At 64.5% G+C, this 24,726-nt stretch carries 21 protein-coding genes; 6 read left to right on the top strand and 15 right to left on the bottom strand.

From position 1 onward, the window contains the following. Positions 1-2: 2 nt before the first annotated feature. The 10 genes from E8L03_RS00575 to E8L03_RS00620 all read right to left on the bottom strand — a co-directional run bounded on the left by E8L03_RS00575 (position 3) and on the right by E8L03_RS00620 (position 15,069). Positions 3-2,021, bottom strand: coding sequence for a DUF6785 family protein (locus E8L03_RS00575; RefSeq protein WP_144304906.1), 2,019 nt, complete (start codon positions 2,019-2,021; stop codon positions 3-5). Continuing rightward, complete coding sequence (locus E8L03_RS00580; RefSeq protein WP_171266266.1) at positions 2,018-6,928, bottom strand: FtsX-like permease family protein; 4,911 nt, start codon at positions 6,926-6,928, stop codon at positions 2,018-2,020. Before E8L03_RS00580 ends, E8L03_RS00575 begins: the two co-directional genes overlap by 4 nt. After that, on the bottom strand, positions 6,925-7,752 hold the full coding sequence (locus E8L03_RS00585) for an ABC transporter ATP-binding protein (protein WP_144304904.1): 828 nt from the start codon (positions 7,750-7,752) through the stop codon (positions 6,925-6,927). Before E8L03_RS00585 ends, E8L03_RS00580 begins: the two co-directional genes overlap by 4 nt. Positions 7,753-7,769: 17 nt before the next feature. Further along, complete coding sequence (locus tag E8L03_RS00590) at positions 7,770-8,474, bottom strand: ABC transporter permease (RefSeq protein ID WP_171266267.1); 705 nt, start codon at positions 8,472-8,474, stop codon at positions 7,770-7,772. A gap of 175 nt (positions 8,475-8,649) precedes the next feature. Then, a complete protein-coding gene (locus E8L03_RS00595; RefSeq protein WP_171266268.1) occupies positions 8,650-9,477 on the bottom strand; it encodes a polysaccharide deacetylase family protein in 828 nt (275 codons plus the stop codon). Then, a complete protein-coding gene (locus E8L03_RS00600; RefSeq protein WP_144304901.1) occupies positions 9,474-10,688 on the bottom strand; it encodes a glycosyltransferase family protein in 1,215 nt (404 codons plus the stop codon). Before E8L03_RS00600 ends, E8L03_RS00595 begins: the two co-directional genes overlap by 4 nt. Before the next feature lie 12 nt (positions 10,689-10,700). Continuing rightward, on the bottom strand, positions 10,701-11,312 hold the full coding sequence (locus tag E8L03_RS00605; protein WP_244963616.1) for a histidine phosphatase family protein: 612 nt from the start codon (positions 11,310-11,312) through the stop codon (positions 10,701-10,703). Beyond that, positions 11,309-12,478 (bottom strand): glycosyltransferase family 4 protein, encoded by a 1,170-nt coding sequence (locus E8L03_RS00610; RefSeq protein ID WP_171266269.1) that lies wholly within the window; start codon positions 12,476-12,478, stop codon positions 11,309-11,311. The genes E8L03_RS00605 and E8L03_RS00610 overlap by 4 nt, the downstream gene beginning before the upstream one ends. 12 nt (positions 12,479-12,490) lie before the next feature. Then, positions 12,491-13,891, bottom strand: coding sequence for a glycosyltransferase family 4 protein (locus E8L03_RS00615; RefSeq protein ID WP_171266270.1), 1,401 nt, complete (start codon positions 13,889-13,891; stop codon positions 12,491-12,493). After that, positions 13,888-15,069 (bottom strand): glycosyltransferase family protein, encoded by a 1,182-nt coding sequence (locus E8L03_RS00620; RefSeq protein ID WP_144304898.1) that lies wholly within the window; start codon positions 15,067-15,069, stop codon positions 13,888-13,890. Before E8L03_RS00620 ends, E8L03_RS00615 begins: the two co-directional genes overlap by 4 nt. 219 nt (positions 15,070-15,288) lie before the next feature. Between E8L03_RS00620 and E8L03_RS00625 the strand changes: the two genes are divergently transcribed. The 5 genes from E8L03_RS00625 to E8L03_RS00645 all read left to right on the top strand — a co-directional run bounded on the left by E8L03_RS00625 (position 15,289) and on the right by E8L03_RS00645 (position 18,265). Beyond that, positions 15,289-16,011, top strand: coding sequence for a methyltransferase domain-containing protein (locus tag E8L03_RS00625; protein WP_171266271.1), 723 nt, complete (start codon positions 15,289-15,291; stop codon positions 16,009-16,011). A gap of 23 nt (positions 16,012-16,034) precedes the next feature. After that, the gene (locus E8L03_RS21070; RefSeq protein WP_144304896.1) at positions 16,035-16,592 is read left to right on the top strand and encodes a CatB-related O-acetyltransferase; all 558 of its coding nucleotides are present in this window, start codon (positions 16,035-16,037) and stop codon (positions 16,590-16,592) included. Beyond that, the gene (locus tag E8L03_RS00635; protein ID WP_171266272.1) at positions 16,589-17,512 is read left to right on the top strand and encodes a glycosyltransferase family protein; all 924 of its coding nucleotides are present in this window, start codon (positions 16,589-16,591) and stop codon (positions 17,510-17,512) included. Before E8L03_RS21070 ends, E8L03_RS00635 begins: the two co-directional genes overlap by 4 nt. Before the next feature lie 89 nt (positions 17,513-17,601). Next, a complete protein-coding gene (locus tag E8L03_RS00640; protein ID WP_216367923.1) occupies positions 17,602-17,979 on the top strand; it encodes a type II toxin-antitoxin system RelE/ParE family toxin in 378 nt (125 codons plus the stop codon). Next, positions 17,963-18,265, top strand: a complete 303-nt coding sequence (locus E8L03_RS00645) for a helix-turn-helix domain-containing protein (protein ID WP_171266274.1) — start codon at positions 17,963-17,965, stop codon at positions 18,263-18,265. Before E8L03_RS00640 ends, E8L03_RS00645 begins: the two co-directional genes overlap by 17 nt. Positions 18,266-18,393: 128 nt before the next feature. Here E8L03_RS00645 and E8L03_RS00650 read toward each other — a convergent pair whose 3' ends face one another. Continuing rightward, positions 18,394-19,662, bottom strand: a complete 1,269-nt coding sequence (locus E8L03_RS00650; RefSeq protein ID WP_171266275.1) for a radical SAM protein — start codon at positions 19,660-19,662, stop codon at positions 18,394-18,396. A 240-nt stretch (positions 19,663-19,902) separates the two neighbouring features. Here E8L03_RS00650 and E8L03_RS00655 point away from each other — a divergent pair, with 240 nt between their 5' ends. Continuing rightward, positions 19,903-20,886: a GGDEF domain-containing response regulator gene (locus E8L03_RS00655; RefSeq protein ID WP_144304891.1), complete on the top strand. Its 984-nt coding sequence runs from the start codon at positions 19,903-19,905 to the stop codon at positions 20,884-20,886. Positions 20,887-21,020: 134 nt separating this feature from the next. Here E8L03_RS00655 and E8L03_RS00660 read toward each other — a convergent pair whose 3' ends face one another. The 4 genes from E8L03_RS00660 to E8L03_RS00675 are packed head-to-tail and all read right to left on the bottom strand — an operon-like array spanning position 21,021 to position 24,703. Beyond that, positions 21,021-21,671 (bottom strand): ABC-type transport auxiliary lipoprotein family protein, encoded by a 651-nt coding sequence (locus E8L03_RS00660; protein ID WP_171266276.1) that lies wholly within the window; start codon positions 21,669-21,671, stop codon positions 21,021-21,023. Continuing rightward, the gene (locus E8L03_RS00665) at positions 21,671-22,828 is read right to left on the bottom strand and encodes an MlaD family protein (RefSeq protein ID WP_144304889.1); all 1,158 of its coding nucleotides are present in this window, start codon (positions 22,826-22,828) and stop codon (positions 21,671-21,673) included. The genes E8L03_RS00660 and E8L03_RS00665 overlap by 1 nt, the downstream gene beginning before the upstream one ends. A 1-nt stretch (position 22,829) precedes the next feature. After that, positions 22,830-23,591, bottom strand: coding sequence for an ABC transporter ATP-binding protein (locus E8L03_RS00670; protein WP_144304888.1), 762 nt, complete (start codon positions 23,589-23,591; stop codon positions 22,830-22,832). Further along, positions 23,591-24,703 (bottom strand): ABC transporter permease, encoded by a 1,113-nt coding sequence (locus E8L03_RS00675; RefSeq protein WP_144304887.1) that lies wholly within the window; start codon positions 24,701-24,703, stop codon positions 23,591-23,593. The genes E8L03_RS00670 and E8L03_RS00675 overlap by 1 nt, the downstream gene beginning before the upstream one ends. Positions 24,704-24,726: the final 23 nt, after the last annotated feature.

The following is a 24,726-nucleotide window of genomic DNA, read 5'->3' on the forward strand; positions in this document are numbered from 1 at the left end:
ACTTACACCGGGAAGACCTGGTAGCTCATGCCGGTTATCAGGCCGATGATCGCAAAAAGGCCGCCCATAAGGAAGTCGGCCAGGATGAAGCCCAGGAACACGTTGCGCACTTTGCGGAACAGCTCGGTGCCGCCGTAGTGCAGGCAGAGATGGTTGCACAGCCAGCCCACGAAGAAGCTGAACCAGAGGATGTCCATGGCCGAGCTGTAGGCCATGAGATAGCCCAGCGGGTGGATGGGCCACCACACGAAGCGGTAGTACATGAGCACCAGGAAGAGCATGACCCCGGCTCCCATGATGGAGAAGTTCATCACCCAGCGCGAGCCCTCGGTGGGCACCTCGATGAGCCGCTGCACGTTTTCGTACACCGTGGCTGTGGTGCGCGAGGCCCAGTCCAACCGCAGGTCGCGGATGCCGTACTTGTGCGCCAGAAAGAGCATGGAAAGGAAGCTCACCGCCACGGCCGCCGCGAGCACCGCCACCAGCCCCAGGAAGAACAGCCGCCGCGCCTTGACTTCCTCGCTCACCTTGGAGGCGTGGAACAGGGACGGCATGAGCGATTCGCGCAGGTCCAGGAAGAGCATCTTCTGCATGGCCATGGCCACCACCAGGCCCACGCCGCCGAAGAACTTGGAGCCGAACATGGACAGGGCCCCGTCCAGCGGCGCGGCCGTGAGCGTGAAGTAGGGTATGCCGCCCTGGCAGACCACGCGGCTGGCCACGATGCTGAAGGCGAACAGGATGATGGGCGTGACAATGGCGGGCAGCGGCGGCATGCCGAACACCCAGCACCACACCGAAAGCCCGGCCAACCCCACGACCGCGCCCCAGAAGGCGATGGGCGAGGGGAACCACTCCGCCGAGTGCTGGTCCAGCCCGCGCTCGTCCAGCGTGCCTTCCTCGGCGCGCTCCGCCTTGCGCCGCAGGCCCAGGCCGCGCAGCATCACGTGGTAGAAGTGCTGCCTGCCCAGCCAGACCAGGAAGAAGAAAAAGACCACCGTGGCGCCGATGACCTGCGCTTCTTCCGGCCGCGCCAGGCTGGGGCCGAAGGTGGTGCCCAGCGCTGCGGCCGGCACCTGGATGCCCATGGCCGAGAACAGGCCGTAGGACAGCCCACCCAGCAGGAAGAAGAACCAGAAGCTGAAGGATATCTGTCGCGTGGTCAGGAAGGCGAAGCCGATGAACGCCGGGTAGATGTAGATCTTCAGCTTATGGAAGCCGGAGAAGAGCCCGAACTTGGGGAAGTAGGAGCCGGCGATGAACAGCGTGGGTAGCGGCGGTATGGTGGGGTAGTAGAAGTTCAGCCCGTTCACCGTGTGCAGGAACACCACCAGGATGAACCCGAGCAGCAGGTACTTGTTGCCCAGGAACTTGCCGAACGCTCCCTCGTCAAAGCTCTCGGCCATCATCTGCGGCAGTCGCAGCAGCGGGAAGTTCACCCGCTCGTTGACCACCCACTGGTTGCCGAAAAGGTTCACCAGGCAGAGCATTACGCCGTAGCAGATGAGGATGAACACTCCCCAGGTAAAGAGCGGCGGCAGCCACACGGCCCACGGCACCTGGGAAAGCACCTCGAAGACGCCCATGTCCCTGCCGTTCTGCAGGCCGTTGTACAAAGTCTCGATGGCGGCCGGGTCCGAGGGGTACCAGCCATGAGGCAGCAGCGGCTGCAGCACCTCCTGCCAGCGGTTGGCCGCGTTGGCAAAGTAGTACGGCGCCGTGATGTTGAAGAAGAACGTGCGCGCCAAGCCGGTGTAGGAAATGCCGGAGACCACCACCATGAGTATCCAGGTGACGAGCATCTCCATGCCGGTCAGCAGCTTGTAGCCCTTGAACAGCCGGGCAATCACCGCGCAGAACAGGAACATCCAGGAGATGATGAAGAACGGCGCGAGCGGGAAGTGGCCGCCGCCCAGGGGCGTGCCCCCCAGGTACGCGTTGGAGTACGGGGTGACCGCCGTAATGGCCAGGCCGAAGCCCGCGCCGAGCAGGTAGGATCGCAGTCGAATGGGCCGGGTCATGAGTCCTCACCGCTGAAGCCGCGCTCGGGTTGCCAGCCGTGTGTTTCTTCCAGCTTGTGCCGCAGCTCTTCCTCGTAGCTCATGCGCGCCGTTTCCTCCAGAGAGCGCCAGACCAGAAGCTGTTTGCGCAAGGCGTTGAGGAAGGACTTGCTGAGGTTCCGCCACACGGAATGCTCGCCCGCCTCGCGGAAGAGGCGCACCTTGATCTGCCGGAAGCCCGGGTACTCGTCGGCCGGGCAGAAGACCAGGGTCACACGCTGGCGCACGCCGAAGTCGAAGGGCGCCAGCCACGTGCGCATGGTCAGGGTGAAGCAGACGTCATCGTCCTTGGCCATGGCCCGTGCAAACGCGGGCAGGTCCTCGGAGGAGGTGAACTGATAATTCATGTCCGCCGAGGAGAACAGTCCGTGCGAAATGTCCTTGTGCGCCTCGTAGTAGTTCAAAAGGAAGCCGCCGGCCGTGCCCAGCTCGCTGGTCTTCACCAGGAAAGGCAGGGTCACGGTCAGCTCGTTGCCCTTGGGATCGGGCATGGTCCAGGAACGGTTCACGTCCGGAATGGCGATGTTCGCCGCCACCTTGGAGGGGTAGATGACCGAGATGAGCACCACAGCCATCACCAGAATCATGGCGGCCACGCCGGCCATGGAGGAGTAGTTGGCGGTCATGCCCGCCCAGATGGGCGTGCCGGCCAGGAACTCGGCCGCGGTCTGCGCCACCAGATAGCCCAGCACCACGCTGATCACGGCAAAGGCCAATGACTCCGCCACGAACAGGAACGAGACGTGCGACGGCGCCAGCCCCACCGAGGTGTAGACCGCGATTTCGCCTTTGCGCTCGTACACCGAGCCGATCATGGTGTTGAGCACGATGAGCACCGAGATGATCAGCGGGATGATGATGTTGGGCACGCCGGAGTAGGAGATCTGGTCCGCGGCAAAGTAGAGGGCCGTGCCGTTTTTGTCGCCCACAAAGAGCATCAGGCCGAAGCGGTCCGAGAGCCACTGGCCCAGCGAGGTCAGGTTGTTGTCGTTGTAAGGCTTGAGAGCAATGGCCTTGAGACGCCCGCCGCCGCCCAGTCCGCCGCCGCCCTTGGTGATGGCCAGCAGGGCGGTGTGGTACATGATGACCACCTGCTCGGCCGGAATATGCTCGTAGCGGCCCTGGAAGCTGACGAGGTCCTCGCCGGACTCGAAGGAGTCCGCCTCCACCTGGGCCACGTCCTGGAACGTCTCCGAGGGATAGACCACCGGGGTGATGGGTTCGCCGTCCAGGTCCACGTGCTTCTCGTACTCGGCGGAGTCGAAGCAGCCGACAACCTCGTAGTCCATGCCCCAGATCTGCACGCGACGGCCTTCCGGCGTGGCAAGGTCCACGCCCAGAATCTGCGCCATGCGCTCCGGAATGACCACGGCGTTGCGCTCGTCCTCCTTCAGCCAGCGGCCGCGCGTCAGGGTCGCGTCCAGACCGCTCACCTGCGGCTCCACCGCGGACAGCCCCACCAGCCCGCGCGCCGAGAAGCTCTTGTTGTCCTTGTGCACCGGTACCTGGTGCGGCCGGGAGATGTCCTGCGGCGTCACATACCACACCCGCGGCGCCACAAGCCCCTTGGTGTGGAACATGTCCCGCGCAGCGTTGAGCGATTCCTGGGCCAGGTCCTTCCAGCCCACGCGCTTCATCAGCAACCCTTCGTACGCCGCCGTGTTGCTGAACATGGTGCGCGAATGCTGCCGCACGGACTTCACGGCCGTGAAGTTCATGATGGTGAAGGTGAGGATGATGAGCGTGGCCGTGGTCAGCGCGGTGCGGATGGGCCGTCGCCTGAGGTTGGACACGCCCAGGACGAAGGCGGCCATGAACGCCCCGAACTTGGATATCTCCGAGGTCTTCAGATGGCGTGATCGTCGCTGCAGCTCGGTCATCTCCCGCTCGAAGCGGAAGAATATGATGCACGACACAAGGAACGAGAGCCCTACGATGAAGAAGGCGATGATCACCACGAGGGGGCTGTAGGTGAGCTGGAACGCCGGGTGGATGGCGTAGATGATGCCGATGATGGCCACCAGGATGCCCAGGAAAGCCACGATGCGTTTGTGGATGTTGGCGTAGCCGAAGAGCAGGCGCTCCATGCAGTAGGCAAACGGCGCGAACAGCGCCACGTAGAACAGCACGCCCACGAGCACGTCCTTCTGCGTCTTGTCCACGTCGTTGTACACGCGCGTGGCCATGGCCCAGGAGGAGCGCGCCTTCTCCATGAACACGTCCCACTTCTTGTCCGCGAGCGCCTTGTCCGCCCTTTCCAGGTCCGCGCGGCCCTCGTCCATCAGCGCGCGCAGCCTGTTGTTCACGATGCCCTTGTCCTCCAGGTTCTCCAGCCGCGGCGTCACCAGGTTCCACATGTCCTTGGCCGCCTGGTAGGCGGTGTAGGGAATGATGGGCCATTCGCCGGGGAGGAAGCCCTTGCCGTTGGGATCTTCCGGCGTGGAGTTCAGCAGGATCATCTTGCGGCCGAGCACCGTGTCGGAAAGAGTGGCCTTGAACGGCACGCCCGGGTCCACGAAGATGGCGTTGATGGTGGACGACCACGTATCCAGCCGGCTGTACCAGTAGCGCAGCGGCTCGGCCTCGGTGCGCGCGTCGTACAGGTCGATGCGCGTCATGAACTTGAAGGTGCGCGGCTCCAGCGTGTTGAAAAGGTTGGTCTGCGCGCAGGTGAAGAGCACCAGGTCCGTTTCCATGAAGGAGCGCACCATCTTCACGCGGTAGGCGTCCAGGCCGGTCTGGGCCTTGTCCACGGCCCACTGCACCCGGCCGTCGTCGTTGAATCGGTACGGCTCCAGGATGGCCTTGTGGTTGGTGTGCTTGCGGTCCGCCAGGCCGGGGATGACGAAGTAGCCCATGGTGTCCACCATGGCGTAGTAGCGGGAGCTGCCCTGGTAGCAGAGCACCACGGTGCCCCGTGCCGGCAGGTCCGGAAAGAGCTCGCCCTGGCGCAGCAGGTTGGCGCGGCCCGTGAGCATGGCGATGCCCTTGCGCGGCAGGGGCGCTCCGGTGGGCACGTCGCCGTCGGCCAGGGCCGTGGCCATGTGGCGGATCACGACACCCTGCTTGCCCAGGTAGTCGAAGTCCACGTGGTCGATGGTGTCGTACGGCGTGCCCCAGTCGGGCCGGGCGTCGTGCAGCGTGGCCACGGTCAGGCCCAGCATGCCGGCCATGGTGGCCACCTCGCCTGCCAGGTCGGGCTGGTCGGGCAGGTAGCTCTGCCAGGTGCGAAGCCGGCTGGGGCGCAGGGTGTCGCGGTACAGGTCCGGGCCGCCGTCTTCCAGCAACTCCTCGTTGGCCGCCATGAGGTAGTCGTCGATGTCGGAGTACGACCGCGAGTTGTTCACGTCCGAGCGCAGGTCGTAGAGCCAGCCCTGGTCAAAGGAACCCACGCCGTCGCCGTGGCTGGAAAGATGCAGGGAGACGGAAGCCACCACCTCCATGCCGCCGAACCGGCTGCGCACCTTGCTGGAGGCGCGCTGCATGCGGATCTGGCGGTTGGCGTCGCGGCTGACGGCCTGCTGCTCGGCCAGGGCCTCGGGCAGAATCTCCAGGAGCCGCTCACGGCTTTCGGGGTCGATGTTCTTGTATGTGCCCAGCCAGCCAAGCTGTCGCAGGTTGGAACGTTGCTTGGCCAGCGAGTCCACCAGCTTGGGGTCAAGCGATTCCTTCTCCTGCAGCCGGAGCTGCATGAGTCGGGTGGAAATTCTGTCCACGCGGGTCTTGATGATCTGGTTGATGGCCTCCCGCGCGGCCTGTTCGGCCTCGTCGTCGTCGGCGGCCAGGGGGTCGCCCCGCTTCAGCGCCTTCACCGCGGCCGAGGCTTTGGAGGCCCGTTCGCGCAGGTCCTGCTGGTAGGTGCGGGCGTAGCGGCCGCGTAGCTCCAGGGCCATGATGAACTCGCGCATGCCGGCCTGGGCCTGGCTGTGGCCGGCCGTGGCCAGGAGCAGCACGTTGCGCTTGGGCGGGTTCTTGCCGAAGTGCTCGGCCAGGTCCAGCAGTCTGGCGATGGAGACAGCCTCGTCCGCGCCGGGCGATGCGCTGGGCACATAGGCTGTGGAGTCGTAGAACGCCTCGAAGATGACGAGCTGCTCGGCAAGCTTCTTGTCGCTGCCCGGGATGAAGCAGTAGACGTTCTCTGCCGTGGCGTCGGTCCAGGCTATGTCGTTGGTCAGCGTGGCCGTTATGCCCAGGTCGCCTTTCTTCTCCAGGGGGCCGAAGAGCGCCATGGCGTCCTGCTTGGGCATCCAGAAACGCGGAAAATCAATGGGCGTGAGCTCGAGCTTGTCCTCGAAAAACCAGCGTGGGGCAGACTCCGTGATGTTCGGATCGTCCAGGTAGATGAGCGCCCGCGCACCCAGGAGCGCCGCGTTCATCCAGTTCTTGCCGGAGTCCAGATCCATCAGCACCACGGCGTCCTTGATCGCAGCGCCGTCAAAGTCCTCAAGCTCGCCGGGCCCCACATACACGATGTGGCGCGGCGGCTCTCCGGCTGGCAGGGTGCCCGGGGCGATGGCGTTCATCACCAGCGGATGCAGGTCTGCGCGCTTGCCCGAGCCCTGGAGCACGATCTCGCTGCTGCCGTGCTTGCGCACAGGCATGCGGAAGGGCTGGCTGTCCACTAGGCGGCCTTCGCCTTCCTCGCCCAGGCCCTTGAAGGTCGCCTCCGGCACCAGCCGCTCAAAGGCGTCGGCCACGTACTCCGCGGCCTTTTCGCTGCCCACGCTGCCCACGCTGCGGTCGCCGTAGGAGGAAAGCTCCTCGATGACCTGACGCGTGTCCAGGGCCGCTGCCGGAGCGGCCTGGAGTAGACAGGCGAGCACAAGGAAGACTGCCGCGCCAAGGCGGCTACAGCGCGTTGCGATCATGCGCCGGCCCCTTCCTCCCCGGTGGTGTTGGGCCCGGTGGATTGCGACCCGGCGGTCTGGTCCCCCACGGGCCGAGCCTCCTGGCTTTCCATGCCGATGCCGCCCACGGTGATGTCCAGCTCGGCGCGGTGCTCCACCTTGTCCACCCGGCCGTCGCGTATCCAGACCACGCGGTCCGAGACGTTGAGCATCTTGTAGTCGTGCGTGGCCGAGATGACGGTGACGCCGCGGTCATGGCTCAGGGTCTTGAGCAGGTCGATGATCTCCTCGCCGGTCTTGAGGTCGAGGTTGCCGGTGGGTTCGTCGGCCAGGATGATGGCCGGATCGTTGGCCAGGGATCGCGCGACGGCCACGCGTTGCTGCTGGCCGCCGGAGAGCTCCAGCGGTTTGTGCTGGAACCGTTCGCCCAGGCCCACGAGCTTGAGCAGCTCGATGCCCTTGTCCGCCGCCACCTCGGAGTTCATGCCGGCAAAGGTCATGGGCAGGGTCACGTTTTCCAGCGCGGTCATCACCGGGATGAGATTGAAGGTCTGGAAGATGTAGCCGATCTTGCGGTTGCGCAGCCAGGCCAGCTCGTAGGCGTCCAGCTGGGAGATATCCACCTCGTCGATGAAGACCTTGCCGTCCGAGGGTTTGTCCAGCCCGCCGATCATGTTGAAGAGGGTGGACTTGCCCGAGCCGGAAGGGCCCATGATGGAGATGTACTCGCCGGCGAATATTTCGAGGTCGACGCCCTTGAGCGCGCGAACCTCGACCTTGCCCATGCGGAAGCTCTTGGTCACGCCCAGGACGCGGACTATGGTGTGTCCCGTTTTTCGAGTCATATCGTATCCGTATCGTCCTAATGTTCCGCGCTCATGGCGACCACGGGTTGCATGCGCGCCGCCACCACCGCCGGGTAAAAGACGCCGATCAGGCTGAGCAGCAGGCCCGCGCCGATGGACATGCCCATGGATGCGAGCACGTCCGCCGGGTTCAGCCCGGACACGGAGCCCCAGCCGAAGCGTACGAGCCCGTTGAGCGCTGAAAAGAAAAAGCCGAGCAGCGCGCCGGCAAAGGAGCCGGCGAGCCCCTGCATTCCCGCCTCCAGAAGAAAGAGCCGCAGCACGATAGAGTCCAGCGCGCCCAGGCATTTCATGATGCCGATCTCGCGGAAGCGTTCCGTCACGGACATGAGCTGCGCATTGACGATGCCCACGGTGCAGACCAGCAGCGAGAGGATCACGATCCAGCGCTCCTTGGCGCCGGTGCCCACGGTCATGGCGGTCTCGTGCACGTCGAAACCGGCTTCGGAGAGCTGCTTGACCGCTTCCTCGCCGCCGGTGTTCAGAAAGCCCTGGGCAAGGTCGGTGGTGGTGAGGATAAAGTTGAGAAAGGCCACGGCCAGCACCAGGCTGAGCACCGTGATCATGGAGCGGAAGAAGCGGACCTTGAGGTTCTTGTAGCTGATCTCGAACGACTTGGCCCACGGCAGAACGATCTGGCGCGAGATGGAATCGTCGCCTTTTGGGGCCGGATGGCCGGCGTGGGGTTCAGTCGGACTCATGCTTTCTCCAGCATTGCCGCATGCGGGTTCGGCCTTCGGCTATGACGACTCCGGAGAACCGGATCAGCTTGCGTGATCTCGCGCACGGTCTCGGCGGACCATGCTCGAACATATGAGGAAACGCCTTCTAGTTTATCGCAGACTTATACACCCAAATCAAGCCTCTGCAGGGAAATCAACGGCTGAGAATAGCCCGCAATCCCCTTATTTGCACCCCCTCGCAATCGGCGAGAACATGGAGCAGGGCGTCCACGAAATCCGCCGCAACTCCGTTCATACGCTGGTGGTGGAGCATGATACCGCACACCGGCCGGGACAGCCCCTGGGCCAGCTCCTCCAGCAGCGCTTCCATTCCGGCGTCCGGGTTCTCCTCGCGGCGGGTGTGCAGATCCACCAGCACGGGAAAATCATCGAGCCCGGCCGGAGCCGCTGGAGAAGCGCCATCATCGCGGGAGATGGCCGCGTAGCCCAGCTCCTTGATGTCGCCCAGCGCCTCGGCGTCACAGCGGTTCCACGGCGGCGTGAACACCGGGATGAACGAGTCCGCGAACAAAGTCTGGAGCCGGTCCATGCCGCGTTCCAGGTCGCGCCGTTTCCGCTCCGGGTCGCGCGCCGGTCCGAATTCACACTTCTTGCGGCGCTTGCCGTCTGGACCAGGCATTTCCAGCGGCTCGTGGTTTACATGCCGCCAGCCGTGGGTGTGGAAGTCCACCCGCGCCGGGCCGCCCGCCATGTCCAGCAGGCCTGCGGCGCGCAAGGCCGTGGCCCACGCCGGCGTCACAGCCGCGTCCAGGGGGGCTGCGTGCTTGTGGAATACGGCGAACATCCGCGCGCAACGCTCGCCCGGCACGGCCACGTCGTCGGCGCGGAAAAAAACCGCGGTGTCTGACTCTTCGGACCGCATGGCCAGGCCGCGGCGCACCGCGTCCTCGATGCGTTCAACGAGTCGTGTCCTGTCACGCGGCGTGCGCCACAGCGCGGAGACCTCGTATTTGACGATCATGATCGCCCCTTGAAGGAGTTGGTCAGCCTCTCCAGAAAATGCGCGCTTTGGGCCGCGCCGTCCAGCCGAATGCCGTGATCCACAGGGCCGCGCTCGTGGCTGCGGCGCAGAGCCTCGTCCATCAGCCCGGCCAGGCGGTCCGGCTCCAGGTCCGCTGTTTCCAGAACAGCCAGTGCGCCGCGTTCCTGCAGCCGCTCGGCGCGCATGCGCTGCTCGCGGTTCTGGTCAAAGGGCAGCACCAGGCCGAAGGTGCGCGCGGCCAGCAGCGCCATGGTGGTGTTGTACCCGGCCATGGATACGGAGAGATCGGCCGCGTCCAGATACGCCGGGAAGCGGTCGGTGAAGCGCGCGCAATGGATGTGCCCGGCCGGCTCGCTTTCCCCGGCCGGAATGCTCAGGGAGCAGAGCGCCTCCAGGGCGGTGTCCTCGGCAAACGGGCCGGTAAAGGCGTCCAGCCGGTGGGGCAGCGTGGCGCTGAGGCGGACCGAGGCGGCCACGGCAGAGGCCACGAGATCGCCACCCACGGCGCCGCCGCCGGCGCTGGCCACCACAAAGGGCTCCTTCGGCGCAATGGAAAGCTCTGCGCGCAGGGCCGCGCCCGCGCCGGGCACGGGCTCCGACACCACATAGCCGGTGTAGCCCACCTCGGCGTCGATCTCCGCCAGCCGCGGGAAGGTCTCCTCGAAGCGCACCAGCTCCGGGTCGCTGTGGATCATCAGGCCGTCGAAAAGGCCGTTCATCCAGCCCAGCACCCGTTTCTCGAACTTGGCCTGGTTCGATTTCTCCACCAGGATGTCGCGCACGCTGCACACGGCTGGGCCACGACCCATGGCCCGGAACCGCTCCAGGGCCGGGACCAGCTCAAAGGCAAAGCGCTTGCGGCCGAATGGGAAGAGCTCCACCACAAAGACGTCCGGCCGGGTCTCCTCCAGAATATCGAGCAGCGCGGCGCGGCGTTGGTCCTCGATGCGCGCCAGCCGGGCCTTCTCGGCCTCGGGGTCGTTTTCTTCCGGTATGAAACCCTGGAAGTCCGCATCCATCATCAAGGGCGGCAGCAGCCTGTGCGTCACATGGCCGGGCAGGGCCACGTCCACGGGCGAGCCGCCCGAGACCATGACCACCTCGTGGCCTTCCAGCGCCTGGGCCAGGGCCAAGCTGCGGAAGAAGTGGCCCACGCCGAGCACGTGCTGACTATAGTGAAGGACTCTCATGTGAGCAGATCCTCATGTAAGCGGCTCGTTGAGCTTTTCCAGGGTGAGCACTCCGCCCGCCGCAGCCACGCGGTGCAGGTGGTACGGCATCAGCGGGTTGCCCTCCTCGGGCAGAAACTCCATGGCCAGCAGGTGGTGGGTGACGGCCTTGAGCACGCCGCCGTGGCAGACCACCAGGATGCGTTCGCCGAGGTATCGTTCCGCCGCGTCCAGCAGGGCATTCATGGAGCGCTCCAGCAGCTCCAACCGGTTCTCGCCGCCGGGCGGCCGGAACTCCCAGCCCATGGCTTCCTGATACGCCACCGCGGCCGGGTCTTTCTCGCGCAGTTCGCGCACGGTGCTGCCCACCCAGCGCCCCCAGTCCTGCTCGCGCAGGCGGGAATCGTACTCTACAGGCAGCTGCAACGTCTCGTTGACCAGGGCGGCGGTGTTCCGCGTGCGGAGCAGGTCGCTGGCGATGATGCGCTGGTAGCCGCGGCCGGCCAGTGCGCGGCCCCATCCCTTGGCGGCCTCCCGGCCCTCCGGCGTAAGGATGGACTCGCTCTGGCCCTGAATGATCTTGTCGCGGTTCCACTCGGTCTGGGCGTGGCGCATGAGGCCGAACAGGGTGCGGGCGGCGCTCATTGGGTGATCTCCGGGGCGGCGGATTGGGTGACTGCGGCGTGGCCCTCGGTGCGGCCGCCTCCCAGGTGCGATTCCATGACGCGCTCCATGCGCACGTAGTTGCGGTCGCGGTCGTGCCCGGCCAGCACGTGCTTTCGCGCAGCGCGTCCCATCTTCAAACGTGTGGCCGGATCGGTGGCCAGGGTCTGGATGGCGTCGGCAAAGGCGTTTGTGTCCCACGCCGGGGTGACGAAGCCGGTCTCGCCGTGGACGATGCACTCGGCCGCGCCCCAGCGGTCCCAGCCCACGGCGGGCAGGCCGGCGCACTGCGCCTCCAGGTAGGCCATGCCCAGGCCCTCGTTGATGCCGGGAAAGGCGTAGCAGTCGGAGGCGGAGTAGACCGCGGGCAGCTCCACCGAGGCGATGCGGCCGATGAAGCGCGCCTTGCCGGGGATGAGCTCGTCCGCCATGTGGCGCAGGGCGCTTTGCTCCGGGCCGTCGCCCACGACCACGTAGCGGAAGTCCACGCCGTCCGTGTGCAGCCGGGCCAGGGCGCGCAGCGCCTGCACCACGCCTTCGCTCTTGGTGCCGGGCCGCAGCATGGCCACGGTGAGGATGAGGGGCGTCTCCGCCGGCACGTTCCAACGCACGCGCAGGAGCAGCCTGGCGTCGTCGTCCGGAGTGAAGCGCTGGGTCTCGATGCCCGGGCGGATGTAGGTGACGCGCTCCGGCTCCATGATGCGCAGCAGGTTCTCGTACTCCGGCCGCTTGAGGGTGAAGCAGTGGGCGGCCAGCCGCAGGCTCTTGAGGTTCAGCTCATAGCCGGGCCGTGTGCGCAGGCTCTTGCGCCGGCGGGAGGCGTAGGCCGAGCCGAAGTGGAAGACCGGCAGCCCCTGCGCCGCAGCAAGCGGGCTCAGAAGATCGGGCGCGCGGTAGTAGCTGTGGTAGACGAGCACGGCGTCCGGATTGTTTTCCTGCAACGCCTGCCGGAACTCGCGCCGGGCCTTGAGCAATCCGGGCAGCTTCCACGGCCGCAGCCACAGCCAGGTGGAGGAAAAATGCGAGGTCTCGCTCACCGTATGACCACGGCGGCGCAAAAAGTCCACGATGGACCGGGCAATGGCCGTGTCCCCGGACGGCTTGGGGTGGTTCAGCGGGACAAAGGGAGTGTAGAAGGCGAGGCGCATGGCACGGCCCTCCTACGCGGACGGCCGCTCGTGCGCACCGTCGCCCGTGGCCTCGGACGCCGCGCCGGTGCTTTCGTCCAGCTCGCACGGGTCCTCGGGATGCGGGCTCAGGGGAATATTGAAGTCCAGCCCTTCCCCCACGTGGGCATAGGTGCGGTAGATGCGCGCAAGCTCTCGGATTTCCTTGGTATTGTCGAAGACTTCCTCGACCTTGGCGCGGGCCGCGGGGATGATCCGCGCGCGCAGCTCCGCGTCCGTGAGCAGCCGGCGCAGGTTGGCGGCCAGGGCGCCGGGGTCCTCGGGATTGCAGAGCAGGCCGGTGGACTCGTGCTCCACAAGCTCCGGGATGCCGGAGACCGTGGTGGCGGCCACAGGAACGCCCATGGCCATGGCCTCGGCAACCACGTTGGGGATGCCGTCGCGGTCGCCGTTGGTGGCGATGCGGCAGCCCAGCACAAAGCAGTCCGCCTTTTCGTACAGCTCCAGCACATCGTGGTGGGCCAGGGTTCCGGCCAGGACCACGCGGTCCTTGATGGGCGAAGCCTCCAGGCGCTTTTGCAGCGCGCCCTTCATCTCGCCGTCGCCGACCAGGGTCCAGGTGAAGGCCACGCCGTCGGCGGCCAAGGCTTCCAGGGCGTCGATAATAGTGGTCAGGCCCTTCTTGGGTACGAACCGCGCCACCGTGAGCAGGGAGTAGGGCGGCTCGGTTCCGGGCTGGCGACCGTTGGCCGAGAAGAGCGTGAGGTCGATGCCGTGGTAGACGCAGGCCACAGTCTTGTCCGCAAAGCCGTGGTCGGCGGCGATGGTTTCCAGGCAGCGGCGGTTGTACTGCGTGCAGGTGACCACGAAGGCGGCGCGGGCCATCTTCTGGGCCACGCGCTCCGGGAGCTGCGTGTAGATGTCCTTGGCGTGGGCCGTGAAGCTGAAGTTCAGCCCGGACAAGAGCGAGGCGAACTGCGCAACGGACGTGGGCGAGTGGGCGAAGTGCGCGTGCAGGTGGCCGATGTCCGTGCGCGGCAGGAACTTGTGCACCAGGTAGCCGGCCTGGAGCAGATGCCTGACCGTGGCCTTGGGGCTGCTGGTGTCGCGCAGGCGCTCGCGCATCAGCTTCAGGCCGGCGCGGTAGCGCTTGGGGTCACGCAGGTACTGCAGAATATTATGGTACAGAAATCTGGGCAGATTGCGGTACAGATGCTCCGGCAAATAGCTCACCTTGGCGCGGATGCGCTTGACGCAATCGTGGGTGAAGCTCTCCCGCGGCTTGCGCATGGAGATGATGTGGATGTCGAAACCGAGCTCTTCGAGAAGGCGGATCTCGTTGGCGATGAACGTCTCGGAGATTCTGGGGTAGCCTTTGAGCACGAGGCCCAGCTGCCGTCCCTGTTTTTCCTGCTTCCCGGAGCGCGTGCTCATGCCTCTTCCCTGCGGAAGGTGGAGAGCCGGGAGCGCATGACCTCGAGCCCGGTCATGGGGAAGTCCTGGATGGCGCGGCGCATGGGCTCCTGCGCCTCAATGGTGTCCATGACCGACGCGTACAGGGATTCGGGGTCCAGCTCGCTCCAGGGCAGGTAGCGCGTCAGCCCGCGGTCGGAGAGCACCTGGGCGCGGATGCGCTGCTCCATGCGTGGAGATTCCCTGGGGATGATCAGCGATGGCTTGCGCAGGGAGAGCGTCTCGCAGACCGTGTTGTAGCCGCCCATGGAGACGATGACGTCCGCCTTGGCCATCTCCTTCTCTATCTTGCGGGAGAAGCCGGTGAAGAGCACGCCCAGGGCGCGGGCTCGCACGGCGATCTCGTCGCGCATGTCCGGTGGCAGGAACGGCCCGGAGATCATGGTGGAGCGAAGCGGGGCGTCCGGGTGGTTCTCCAGCATGCGCAGGTAGGCGTCCAGCACCGGGTAGCCGTCGCCGCCGCCGCCCGTGGTGACCACCACCTTGCAGCGGTCGTCGTTCCGCTCCAGCCGCTTGCCAAAGTGCTTGGGCGGAACGGCGCGGGGGATGTATCCGGTAAAGATCATCTTGCGGCTGATAGCCTCGGGAATCTCGTACTCGGTGATGGGGTCGTAGACCTGCTGCGTGCCGTAGACCCATATTTCGGAGTAGAGTTCTTCCAGAGCGCGGTAGTACTCCCGCTGCACCCACTCCTGGATGGTGGACTCGGCGTCGTCCAGGATGTCGCGCAGGCCGAGGATCACCTTGGTGTTGGGCCGGGTCTTCTTGAACCAGCGCAGGGTGGGCTCCACCTCGCCCTTGAGGCCCAGCGGCACCTTGTCCACGATGAACAGCTTGGGATCGAAAGCTCGCGCCGTGGCCGTGATGATGTTGCGCCGGATGTGCAGGGCGTGCTTGGCGTTCACCTTGATGGAGTGGGGCACGTAGACGGAGTTCGACTTCTTGATCATGCCCGGGATGCGGACAAAGTCCACGCCCTCCGGAAAGGTGAAGCGGCCCACGATAGGCGAGCCCGTGAGGATGAGGATGTTGACCCCCGGCCCCAGCAGGTGGGACGCGATGGCCATGGTGCGCCGGATGTGTCCCAGACCGTAGGTGTCATGGGAGTACATGAGGATGTTGTAGGTGGACGGGGGCATTGGGTATCGCGCAGTTGTATTTGGGTGTCCGTTCCGGAGCCGCCGCTCTCGGGGGGGCTCGTTCCGGTGGAACGGGGGGACTCTATAAGGAATGCCGGCCGGATGTCTACCGTCTGGAGACAATTCCTTCAATCAGAGGTCTGCTTGACTTAACTGGCCCTTTCTCATAGCCATCGAGATTGGCCGATAATCCCCTCAACCTGAACACCGATGGCGACCATGAACGCGGCAGACCAGCAACAACGACTCGAAGCACTTATTTCCAGCATCTCCCACCCCGACCTCTGGCGTCCGGTGGAGGAGGTGGAGCAGGTGCTCACCACCGGCTCCATTGAAGGCACGGGCGACCCCAACACCAAGGACTTCCTGCTGGTGGACGTGAGCGGCAAGGAAATCCTCGATCTGGGCTGCAACGTCGGCTACTACACATACCTTGCTCTCAAACGCGGTGCAAAGCACGTAGTCGGAGAGGACATCATACCGGAATCGTTGGAAATAGCGCGGATACTGGGCGAGAAGCACAACTGCCCGGGCGCAGAGTTTCGCGAGGGCAGCTTCTTTACCCGAAACGGCGCACAGCACGAGATGGTCTTTTTCATCGACATCATCGGCAACAACTCCGTGCGCGAGGGGCGCGCCGTGGACCAATTCGACGCTGCGGTGCGCGCTGTTGGCAAGGAGCTGATCATCTCCGTGCGGCCGGTCTTCGTGCCGGAGCGGCATCTGGCCGGGCTCAAGGGTGCGCCGCCGCTGGAGCAGATCTGGGAAGAGCTCCGGGAAACATACGGCGGGGAGTACTGCCGCGGCGACCATTTCTACTTTCTGGAGTGGGCGCACGATCGTCTGGGCCCTGGCTGGAAGGTCAACCCGCTGCCCGACGATGAGAATATGGCGTACTCCATCCGCAAGCAGATTTTCCACATCGTCCGCAAAGACGGCTGATTCCGCGAAAGGGGGGCCGGCTCATGGTCAAGGTTCCGTACCTGAGCGACATAGCCGAGCACGACACCCGCCTGACCGCCGGCGAGCACAGCTACGGCGAGATCGAGATCAGCGGCTCGGGTGCGCGCGTCATCGTAGGCCGGTTCTGCTCCATTGCCGAGAACGTCCGCGCCGTGATCGTGGGCCACAACCTGGAGCACGTCTCCACCTACCCCTTCAATCTGCTTTTCCACGACTGGCCCGAGGCGCAGGAGCTGACCGGCCACCCCGTGCACAAGGGCGACCTGGTCATCGGCAACGACGTCTGGATCGGGCAGGACTCCCTGCTGCTGGGCGGCGTCACCATCGGCGACGGCGCCGTGGTCGGCGCAGGCGCGGTGGTCAGCAAGGATGTGCCGCCATACGCCGTTGTCGCCGGCAACCCGGCCCGCGTGGTCAAGAAGCGCTTCTCCGACGCGGACATCGAGACGCTGCTCTCCATCCGCTGGTGGGACTGGCCTTTGGACACGGTCCGCGCCAATGTCCACCTGCTGATGAGCGGCGACGTGGCCGGGCTGGCCCGGGCGGCGGAGCTGGCATGATGCTGGTCCCCCAGGCCGCGCTCTCCGTGGGCGTCGTGGCGGAGCGCAAGTACTTCGTCCCGTACCGGGATGCCATGACCCGCGCCATCCAGGCCGAGGGGTTCGAGGCCCGCGCGCTCACGAACATCGACTACGCGGATCACGGCGACCTCGACGCCTTTCTGGTCATCGGCCCGCACAAGTACCGCGGCAGACTGAAGAACCACGACCGCTACATCTTCGCCGCCGTGCAGACCGAGCAGTTCCCCACGCCAGAGGCCGGGGCGTACACCTTTGGCCAGGAGCGCTACGAGATTTTCCAGGAGTTCGCGCCCGAGTACGACGTGATCTTCGAGTGGCACCGCAACACGGCGCGGTTTTTGGCGAAACGCTATCAGCACATTGTCTGGCTGCCGTACGGCAGCTTTGACGAGATGCGCTACCCGGAGTGCGAGCCGGACGCGCAGGCCGAGCCGGAGTACGACTTCGTGTTCATCGGCGCGCTGGAGGGCGTGGATGGCCGACGGGACGCGCTGCTGGAGGCCATTGCCAAGCGCTGGTCCGTGTATCCGGAGAGCCAGGGCGTGTGGAAGGCCAAGAAGGGCAAGGCCCTGGCCAGCGCACGAATTGCCTTGAACATCCACTTCGACCACGGCGCGACCTTCGAGTCCCCGCGGCTCTTCGAGTACCTGACCAACGGCCGCTTCACCCTCTCGGAAACGGCCGCCGACCCTCACCCGTTCGTGGAGGGCCGGGACTACGCCGCCTTCTTCGCCAACCAGCTGGTGGACAAGGCTGCGTGGTGGCTGAACCACCCCGAGGAGCGCGCCGCCATGGCCGCCCAGGGCCGCGCAACCGCGCAAAAGTACCCAATAGAGGAGGCAGCCCGGACCGTGATCCGGCGTCTGCTGGTGGAGAAGGCGCGGCGGAACGATTTGTAGGGCGCTGTCTTCGCTCTGGTAGCTGGTTGAAGGGGATGCGGGTTGACGTCTATGGTACTGAGTACTATAGACAGTCCATGCGCGTATTCATGAATAAATGGTTCGCTCGGTGGGCGCGCAAAGAAAAGATGACCGACGAGATTTTAACCCAGGCTGCCAAGGAGGTTGTCACCGGCCAGGTCGAGGCTGATCTCGGCGGCGGTCTGTTCAAGAAAAGAATTGCACGTGCGGGACAGGGAAAGCGTGGGGGATATAGAACTCTTATAGGCTATTGTGGAAAAAATACAAATCGGATAATTTTTCTGCATGGATTTGCAAAAAATGAAAAAAGAAATATTAGCAGCAAGGAAGCAGTAGCCTTGCAGATTGCTGCGCAATCGTTTTTTACAACCACAGATGAACAAGTCATACAGCTTCTTCAAAGTGAGGGCTTTAAGGAGGTCGTCTTAGATGAGCAAGATACTTGATAATGCGCACGATATGGCCCGTAGCCTTCATAATGTCGGCGCCATGGATGATATTACCATGCGCCAGATAGATGCTCTATGCCTTCCAAAAGTACCAACGTTCAGCGCTGAGGACATCAAGCGCATTCGGAATAAATCTAAGATGAGCCAGGCTGTGTTTGCTGTTGTGTTGAATACCAGCACAACGACAGTGCAGAAATGGGAACAAGGCACAAAAAAGCCTGGGGGAATGGCTTCCCGTCTCCTGGATGTCGTGGATAGGAAAGGCGTTGAGGCTTTGATTTAGCTGCGTACGATCTGTTGAAGCCGGTGAGCACCGGGTGTTCCTCATGAAAAAGCCCCGCGAAGACGGGGCTCTTTTGCATTCTCATGGGGGTCGGTGGAACCCGGCAGGCGGGCTTCCCTCCACCACAATCACGACGACTTCTTGAGCACAGGCGTCACGGTGCGCTGCACTCTGGGCAGGATGGCCGTGGTGGAGCGTGGCCAGCCGGCTGCGATCGAGCCCGCGCCGTTTTCCAGCGACTTCTGCAGCGTTTCCAGAAAGCGTTTGTCCAGCTTGTGCGCGTCCGATGCCATGAACTCCGCGACCACGGCGCGGGCCGGCTCCTTCTCGCCGCGCAGGGCCAGGGCCGCGGCCAGGTTGCCGGCGGCGTACGGGTCCAGGGGATCGTCGGCAAAGGCCTGGCGGAAGGCATCCTCGGCCTCGGCAGCTGCGTTCTCGGCGCCAGTCTCCCACAGGATCATGGCCTGGTTGATGCGCGCCGTGGACATGGCCGGGTCGGCCGCAAGAGCCTGCTCGTACAGGTTTCGCGCCGTCTCCACATCGCCCACGTTGGCCTTCTTGATGCCTTCGAACTGACAGCTCTCCCCGGCCGAGAGCACCACGTGGTTCGGGCCCAGGCAGGGGCAGCGCCGCGCCCTGCAGGGCATGGGCTCGTCGTAGAGCTCGATGCCGGTCAGCAGGTTGCCCATCACGGTCTTTTCGCCAGCGCAGCGGTATACCGTGCCGTCCGGTTCCATGCGGACAAAGCTGCGGCCGCCGTTGCAGAGCACGCCGCAGAAGTCGAACACGGTCTTCTTGCCAGCGTCCGGGTGGTCGCTGAAGTAAGCCTTGGCCTCCGGAGAGTAGGCGGCCGGGTACTCGCGGCCCTCGTGCTCGCCCTTGAAGGGCCGGGGCGTGATGACAACGCCCTGCTCGGCCAGACGGTCGCGGTCCTCGGCGTAGCGGTCCATCAGGTCCGGGTGGAGCACGTAGTTGACGACCACGTAGAAGCCCCGGTCCGTGAGCTCGTTCACGTTGCGCACAAAGGCGTCCATGCCGCCGCGGCGCTCGCGTTCCTCCACATGCAGGGAGACGTAGAGGTCGTGCACGCGCTGGGGGTCTAGCTCGCGGGCAAAGCGTTCCACCTCGCGGGAGAGGCTCAGGTTGGTGTCCACAGAGATCTTGTGGTTCTCGGTCAGGGTGCGGCACAGCCCTACGAAATCGGGATACAGGAAGGGCTCGCCTCCGGTCATGCCCACAACCCACTCGCGACCGGTGCCGTCCAGGAAGGCGGTGAGCTTGTCCAGGGGCAGGTTTTCGGTCACAGGGCCGGGATTGTGCGGGTAGTAGCAGTAATGACAACGGAAGTTGCATTTCCGCGTCATGTTCCACATGAGGTAGTTTCTTGCTTTGGCCATGAGAGCTCCAATAGAAATAGGCGGAAGGGGACACCCTAGCGCATGGGGCGGGCTGGGCCAAGTGGGAAAACGCAATCACAACCATCCATTTTCTTGACACACACGCCTGAAAAATTGTTAAGGTTGAATCGGCGGTAAAGCAACCCGCATCAAATTCCGGGCGGAAAAGCGCACGGCGCTTCCCGTCTGATCGGATATTCGCATAACGTGTTACCGGAGCAGCATGCAGCATACGAACTCATGACAAACTTTCAAACCAGAGAATCCAAGCGAATTCTTATTGTGGACGATTCCGATACGGCGCGGATGTTGCTGGAAACCATTTTGCGTCAGGCCGGGTACACCAATCTGGTGATGGCGCGTGTGGCCAAAGAGGCGTTCCAGGCGCTCGACCTGGGTGGTTCGACGCAAAGTGACCCGGACTTCGATTGCATCCTCATGGACATCACCATGCCGGGCGTCGACGGCATCGAGGCCACGCGGCGCATCAAGGACGATCCCCTTCTCAAGGACATCCCGGTGATCATGGTTACGGCCAGCGAGGACGAGGCCAATCTGGAGAAGGCCTTCGAGGTGGGCGCGACCGACTACATCAACAAGCCCGTGCGGCAGATCGAGCTCATCGCGCGGGTGGGCTCCGTGCTCCGGCTCAAGCAGGAGATGGACATACGCAAGGCGCGCGAGCAGGAACTGGAAAACCTCACGCGCACGTTCCAGGAGCTTTCCAACCTGGACGGCCTGACCGGCGTGGCCAACCGCCGGCGGTTCGACGACGTCTACGACAAGGAGTGGCGCAGCGCAAAACGCGACGGCGCCGTCATGTCCGTGCTCATGCTCGATATCGACATCTTCAAGGCGTACAACGACCGCTACGGCCACCTCAAGGGCGACTCCTGCCTGACCCGGGTGGCGCAATGCCTCAAGCGGGAGGTCAAGCGCCCCCGCGACCTGGTGGCGCGCTATGGCGGCGAAGAGTTCGTGCTGGTGCTGCCGGAAACCGACGCGGCAGGAGCCATGCGCATTGCCGAGAACATCCGGGAGCGGGTGCGCGAGCTGGGCATCGAGCACCAGGATTCGGCCACGGGCATCGTCAGCGTGAGTCTGGGCGCGGCCACGGGCAGGCCCTCGGAGATGTCCTCGCCCGCCGATCTCCTCTCCAGCTCGGACAAGGCGTTGTACCGCGCCAAGCTGGAAGGCCGCGACAGGGTGTGCATGGCCGAGTAGGACAACACCTCCTGCCCGTCCCGCCGATATCTTCAGACGAAGCGCCTGAGGGCGCATTGCTAAAACAAAAAACGGCCGCAGACTGCAATGGTCCGCGGCCGTTTCCTATCTGTTATTCCGAAAGGTAAAGCGCGCTAGTTCTGCTCCTGCGTGGCAAGGGCTGTGGCGAGATCCTGCTCCAACGCTCCGAACATGGAGGCAAGCCCGGCTTCCATGCCGGCCACGGCGTCGGCCGCATCCGAGCCGCGAAGCTCCGTGGCGCTGTCGTAGGTACGGTCCATGACCACGTCGTACTTCAAGCCGGTATCATGAAGGAGGATTGCGTGGAGCCGCACCACAGCCTTGGACGGGCTGGCGTCGTAGTCCGCATAGAGCTCGTCGATGCTCGTCTCCAGGATATACGGGCTGTTCGTGCTGCTGGTCGGGGAGAGCACCGTCTCGAAGATGCCGGCGTCCCGAATCCAGCGCGTCAGGGCCTGGGCCGCCTGGTCCCCGGGGGCCGCCAGGAAGAGGTGGTAGTAGTCCGTGACGAATCCGCCGCCCTTGAGCTTGTACACGAGCTCCTGCGTGTCGAAGCTGGCGGCGACCGCAAGCCGTCGGACCTTGAGCCGCCCGGCGGCGGGCTGTGCCAGAAGCGGCGCAGCATCGCGTTGCGGGTTCAGCGTGTAGTAGCGTTTCTTGGGGCTGGGCTGCGAGAGCCCCTGCATGCATCCGGCGGCCAGAAGCGACACGGCCAGCAGTGCGAGGAGCAGGCGCAGTCCCGGACGGGTGGCGGCGCTGGTCATTATTTATCCTCCTGGGGCACGGCCGGCGGCGGGGTGCCGAAGATGAGCCGCGAGGGGTTCTGCTTCACATCGCCGGTGAGCTCGTCCAGGTTGCGGAGCACGCTCTTGAGGTCCTGCACGATTTCGGAGACATCGCCCCGCTCGTCGGCCACCAGGTCGTCCAGGGAGCGCAGCAGCCGCTTGAGCTGCACGGCGGCCCTGTGGATCTCGCGGGAAGTCTCTTCCACGTTCTTGAGTGTATCCGGCAGCTTGTCCGCACCTTTCTGCAGGTTCGGGTTGGACAGGAACTTGTCCAGGCTGGTGGCGGCGCGGTCGAACTTGGCCGCGGCGTCCCGGGCGTTGGCCACGACCTTGCGCAGGCCGGGCTCGTTTTCCTCCAGAATGCGGCGTGCGGCGGCTGCGCTGGCCGAGGCGTCCGGGATCAGCGTTTCGGCCTGCGGTGCGTTCAGAAGATCGTGCACGCGCGTCAGGATAGCGCGCAGCTCCGAGAGGTTCTGCCCCACAAGCTCGCCCAGGGTCTTCACGTTCGCTTCCTGCAGCGCCTTGTCCAGGTTCTTCATGAAGCTGTTGATGGTGTTGACCAGGGACTGGAAGTTCGTGCCCTCAAGCTTCTTGAAGAGCTGAGCGATGGAGTCGAACGCGCTCTCGATCCGGCTCAGAGTTGAAGGAGCCGAGGGGAAATAGATCGTTTCAGGCACCCAGCTCAGCGGCAGCTCCGGGTTGTTCTTGGGGTCGAAGAAGTTGACCTCCAGGTAGCCTACGCCGGTAAGGCCCTGTGTGGTCATACGCACGCGCAGGCCTTGGTCCACGAGCTTGGGAATGGTGGTGTCGACGTCCCGCTCGTTGAGGAAGTCCTCCATGGTCCTTTCGGAAAGCTCCATGGTCACGAGCACGTAGCGGCCTGTGGTGCCTGTAGGGTCTTTGTAGCGCTGATTGATGAAGCCGATGCTCTTGACTCGGCCGATCTGGACGCCGCGGAACTTGACCGGCGCGCCCACGTCCAGCCCCTGCACGGACTCGTTGAAGTACGTCTCGGCAGGTAGGGTGTCCTCGCGCCAGAAGGCTCCGGCGCCCAGGATGGTGGCCGTTGCGATGAAGAGCAGCGAGCCTATTATGATGAACAGGCCGAGCTTGAAGTGATTCGTGGTATCGCTCATATCAACGTGCCGTCTCGGCTTGCCTGAGGAAGAACTGACGTACGCGTTCGTTGTCGGACGTATCACGCAGCATACGGGGATCTCCTTCGGCTAGTATCTTTTTCGTGGTTTTGTCCAGCATGATGACCCTGTCCGCGATGGTGTAGATGGAGGCGAGCTCGTGGGTGACGATGACAAAGGTCATGCCCAGGGAGGACCGCAGGTCGAGGATGAGCTTGTCGATCTCGGCCGAGGTCACGGGGTCCAGGCCGGCCGAGGGTTCGTCCAGAAATAGGATGGGCGGGTCCAGGGCCATGGCCCGGGCAATGGCCGCGCGCTTCTGCATGCCGCCGGAGAGCTCGGCCGGCATGTGGTCCTCGAACCCGGCCAGCCCCACCAGCGAGAGCTTCATGCGGCAGATCAGGTCCATGGCCTCGCCCGGCAGGCTGGTGAACTCCTCCAGGGGCAGGCGCACGTTCTCCAGAAGCGTCATGGAGCCGAAGAGCGCGCCGGACTGGTACATGACTCCGATGCGCGAGAGCAGCTGTTGCCGCTCGCTGCCGGTGGCCGTGGCAATGTCCTGGTCCTGGATAAAGATGCGTCCCGTGGCCGGCTTGTACAGGCCGATCATGTGCTTGAGCAGGGTGGACTTGCCGCAGCCGGAGCCGCCCAGAATAACGAAGACTTCCCCGCGATTCACCTCGAAATCGATGTCATCGATGATAACGGTCTTGCCGTATGCGGCCGTGAAGTGCTCCACGCGGATGATCGTATCGTCTGCCATCAGATGCCCAGCACGTAGAAGGTGACCGCCAAGATGCCGTCGGCCACGGCGATGAGCACGAGGCCGGAAACAACGGAGGAGGTGGTGGAGTCGCCCACGGCGCGAGCGCCCGAGCCTGTGGACAGGCCGCGGTGGCAGCCGATGCCCGCCACCAGAATGCTGAAGATCAGGGCCTTGAACAGCCCGCCGACCAAATCACTGAGGGTGACGGAGCTGAACACGCGCTGGGAGTATGTAGTGAAGGAGTAGCCGAAGCTCATGACCACAACAGAGCCGCCGGCCAGGGCGAAGAGGTTGAAGAACATGGTGAGCAGCGGCGTGACGGCCATGGCCGCCAGCACCCGCGGGATGGCCAGAAAGCTCAAAGGATTCAGGCCCATGGTGGTCAGCGCGTTGATCTCCTCGTTGACCTTCATGGTGCCTATCTCGGCGGCAAAGGCCGAGCCGGAGCGTCCGGCCAGCAGGATGGCAGTGACCAGGGCGCCGAGCTCGCGCACCATGGCGATGCCCAGCATGTCGGCGATGTAGATGTCCGCGCCAAAGCGCTTGAGCGGGATGGCAGACTGGAACGCCATGATCAGGCCCATGAGTGCGCCGATGAGCGCAACGATGGGCAGGGCGTTGGCCCCGGCTGTCTCCATGATGTGGATGGTGTCCTTCCAGCGGATGCGGTGCGGCTGGAGCACCGCGGCCACAAAGGCCTGCGCCGCGGCCCCCACAAAGGTGATGAGCTCGCGGAAGTCCTTCCAGAAGGCGTAGGCCGCCCGGCCCACATCCTCGGGCAGCGGCCGTTTCTCCGGCTGTTTGGGGCCTTCCTCCGCGAGCTTTTCCGGCTGGAACGATTCGAGCTGCGAGACCAGGTCCTGCTTCAGACCGCTACGCTCCAGGGGCCGGCCCTGCCTGATGCTCTGAATCTGGAGTTCAATGACCAATGCTGCGCCGGCGCCGTCCAGATACTCCACGCCGGAAAGGTCCAGCATGGAGGGGGTGGAGGTTTTCACTGCGCCCAGGGCCTTGTCCCACACGGCGGCCACGCCGGTGGCGTCGAGCCTGCCGGACAGGGTGAGTGTAGAGCCGTTGACGGCAGCTGTGGCTTTTTGGGTATCGCTCACGAAGGGGGCTCCGCTGTGGAGTC

Origin of the sequence: Oceanidesulfovibrio marinus (assembly GCF_013085545.1) — a bacterium.
Lineage (GTDB): Bacteria > Desulfobacterota > Desulfovibrionia > Desulfovibrionales > Desulfovibrionaceae > Oceanidesulfovibrio > Oceanidesulfovibrio marinus.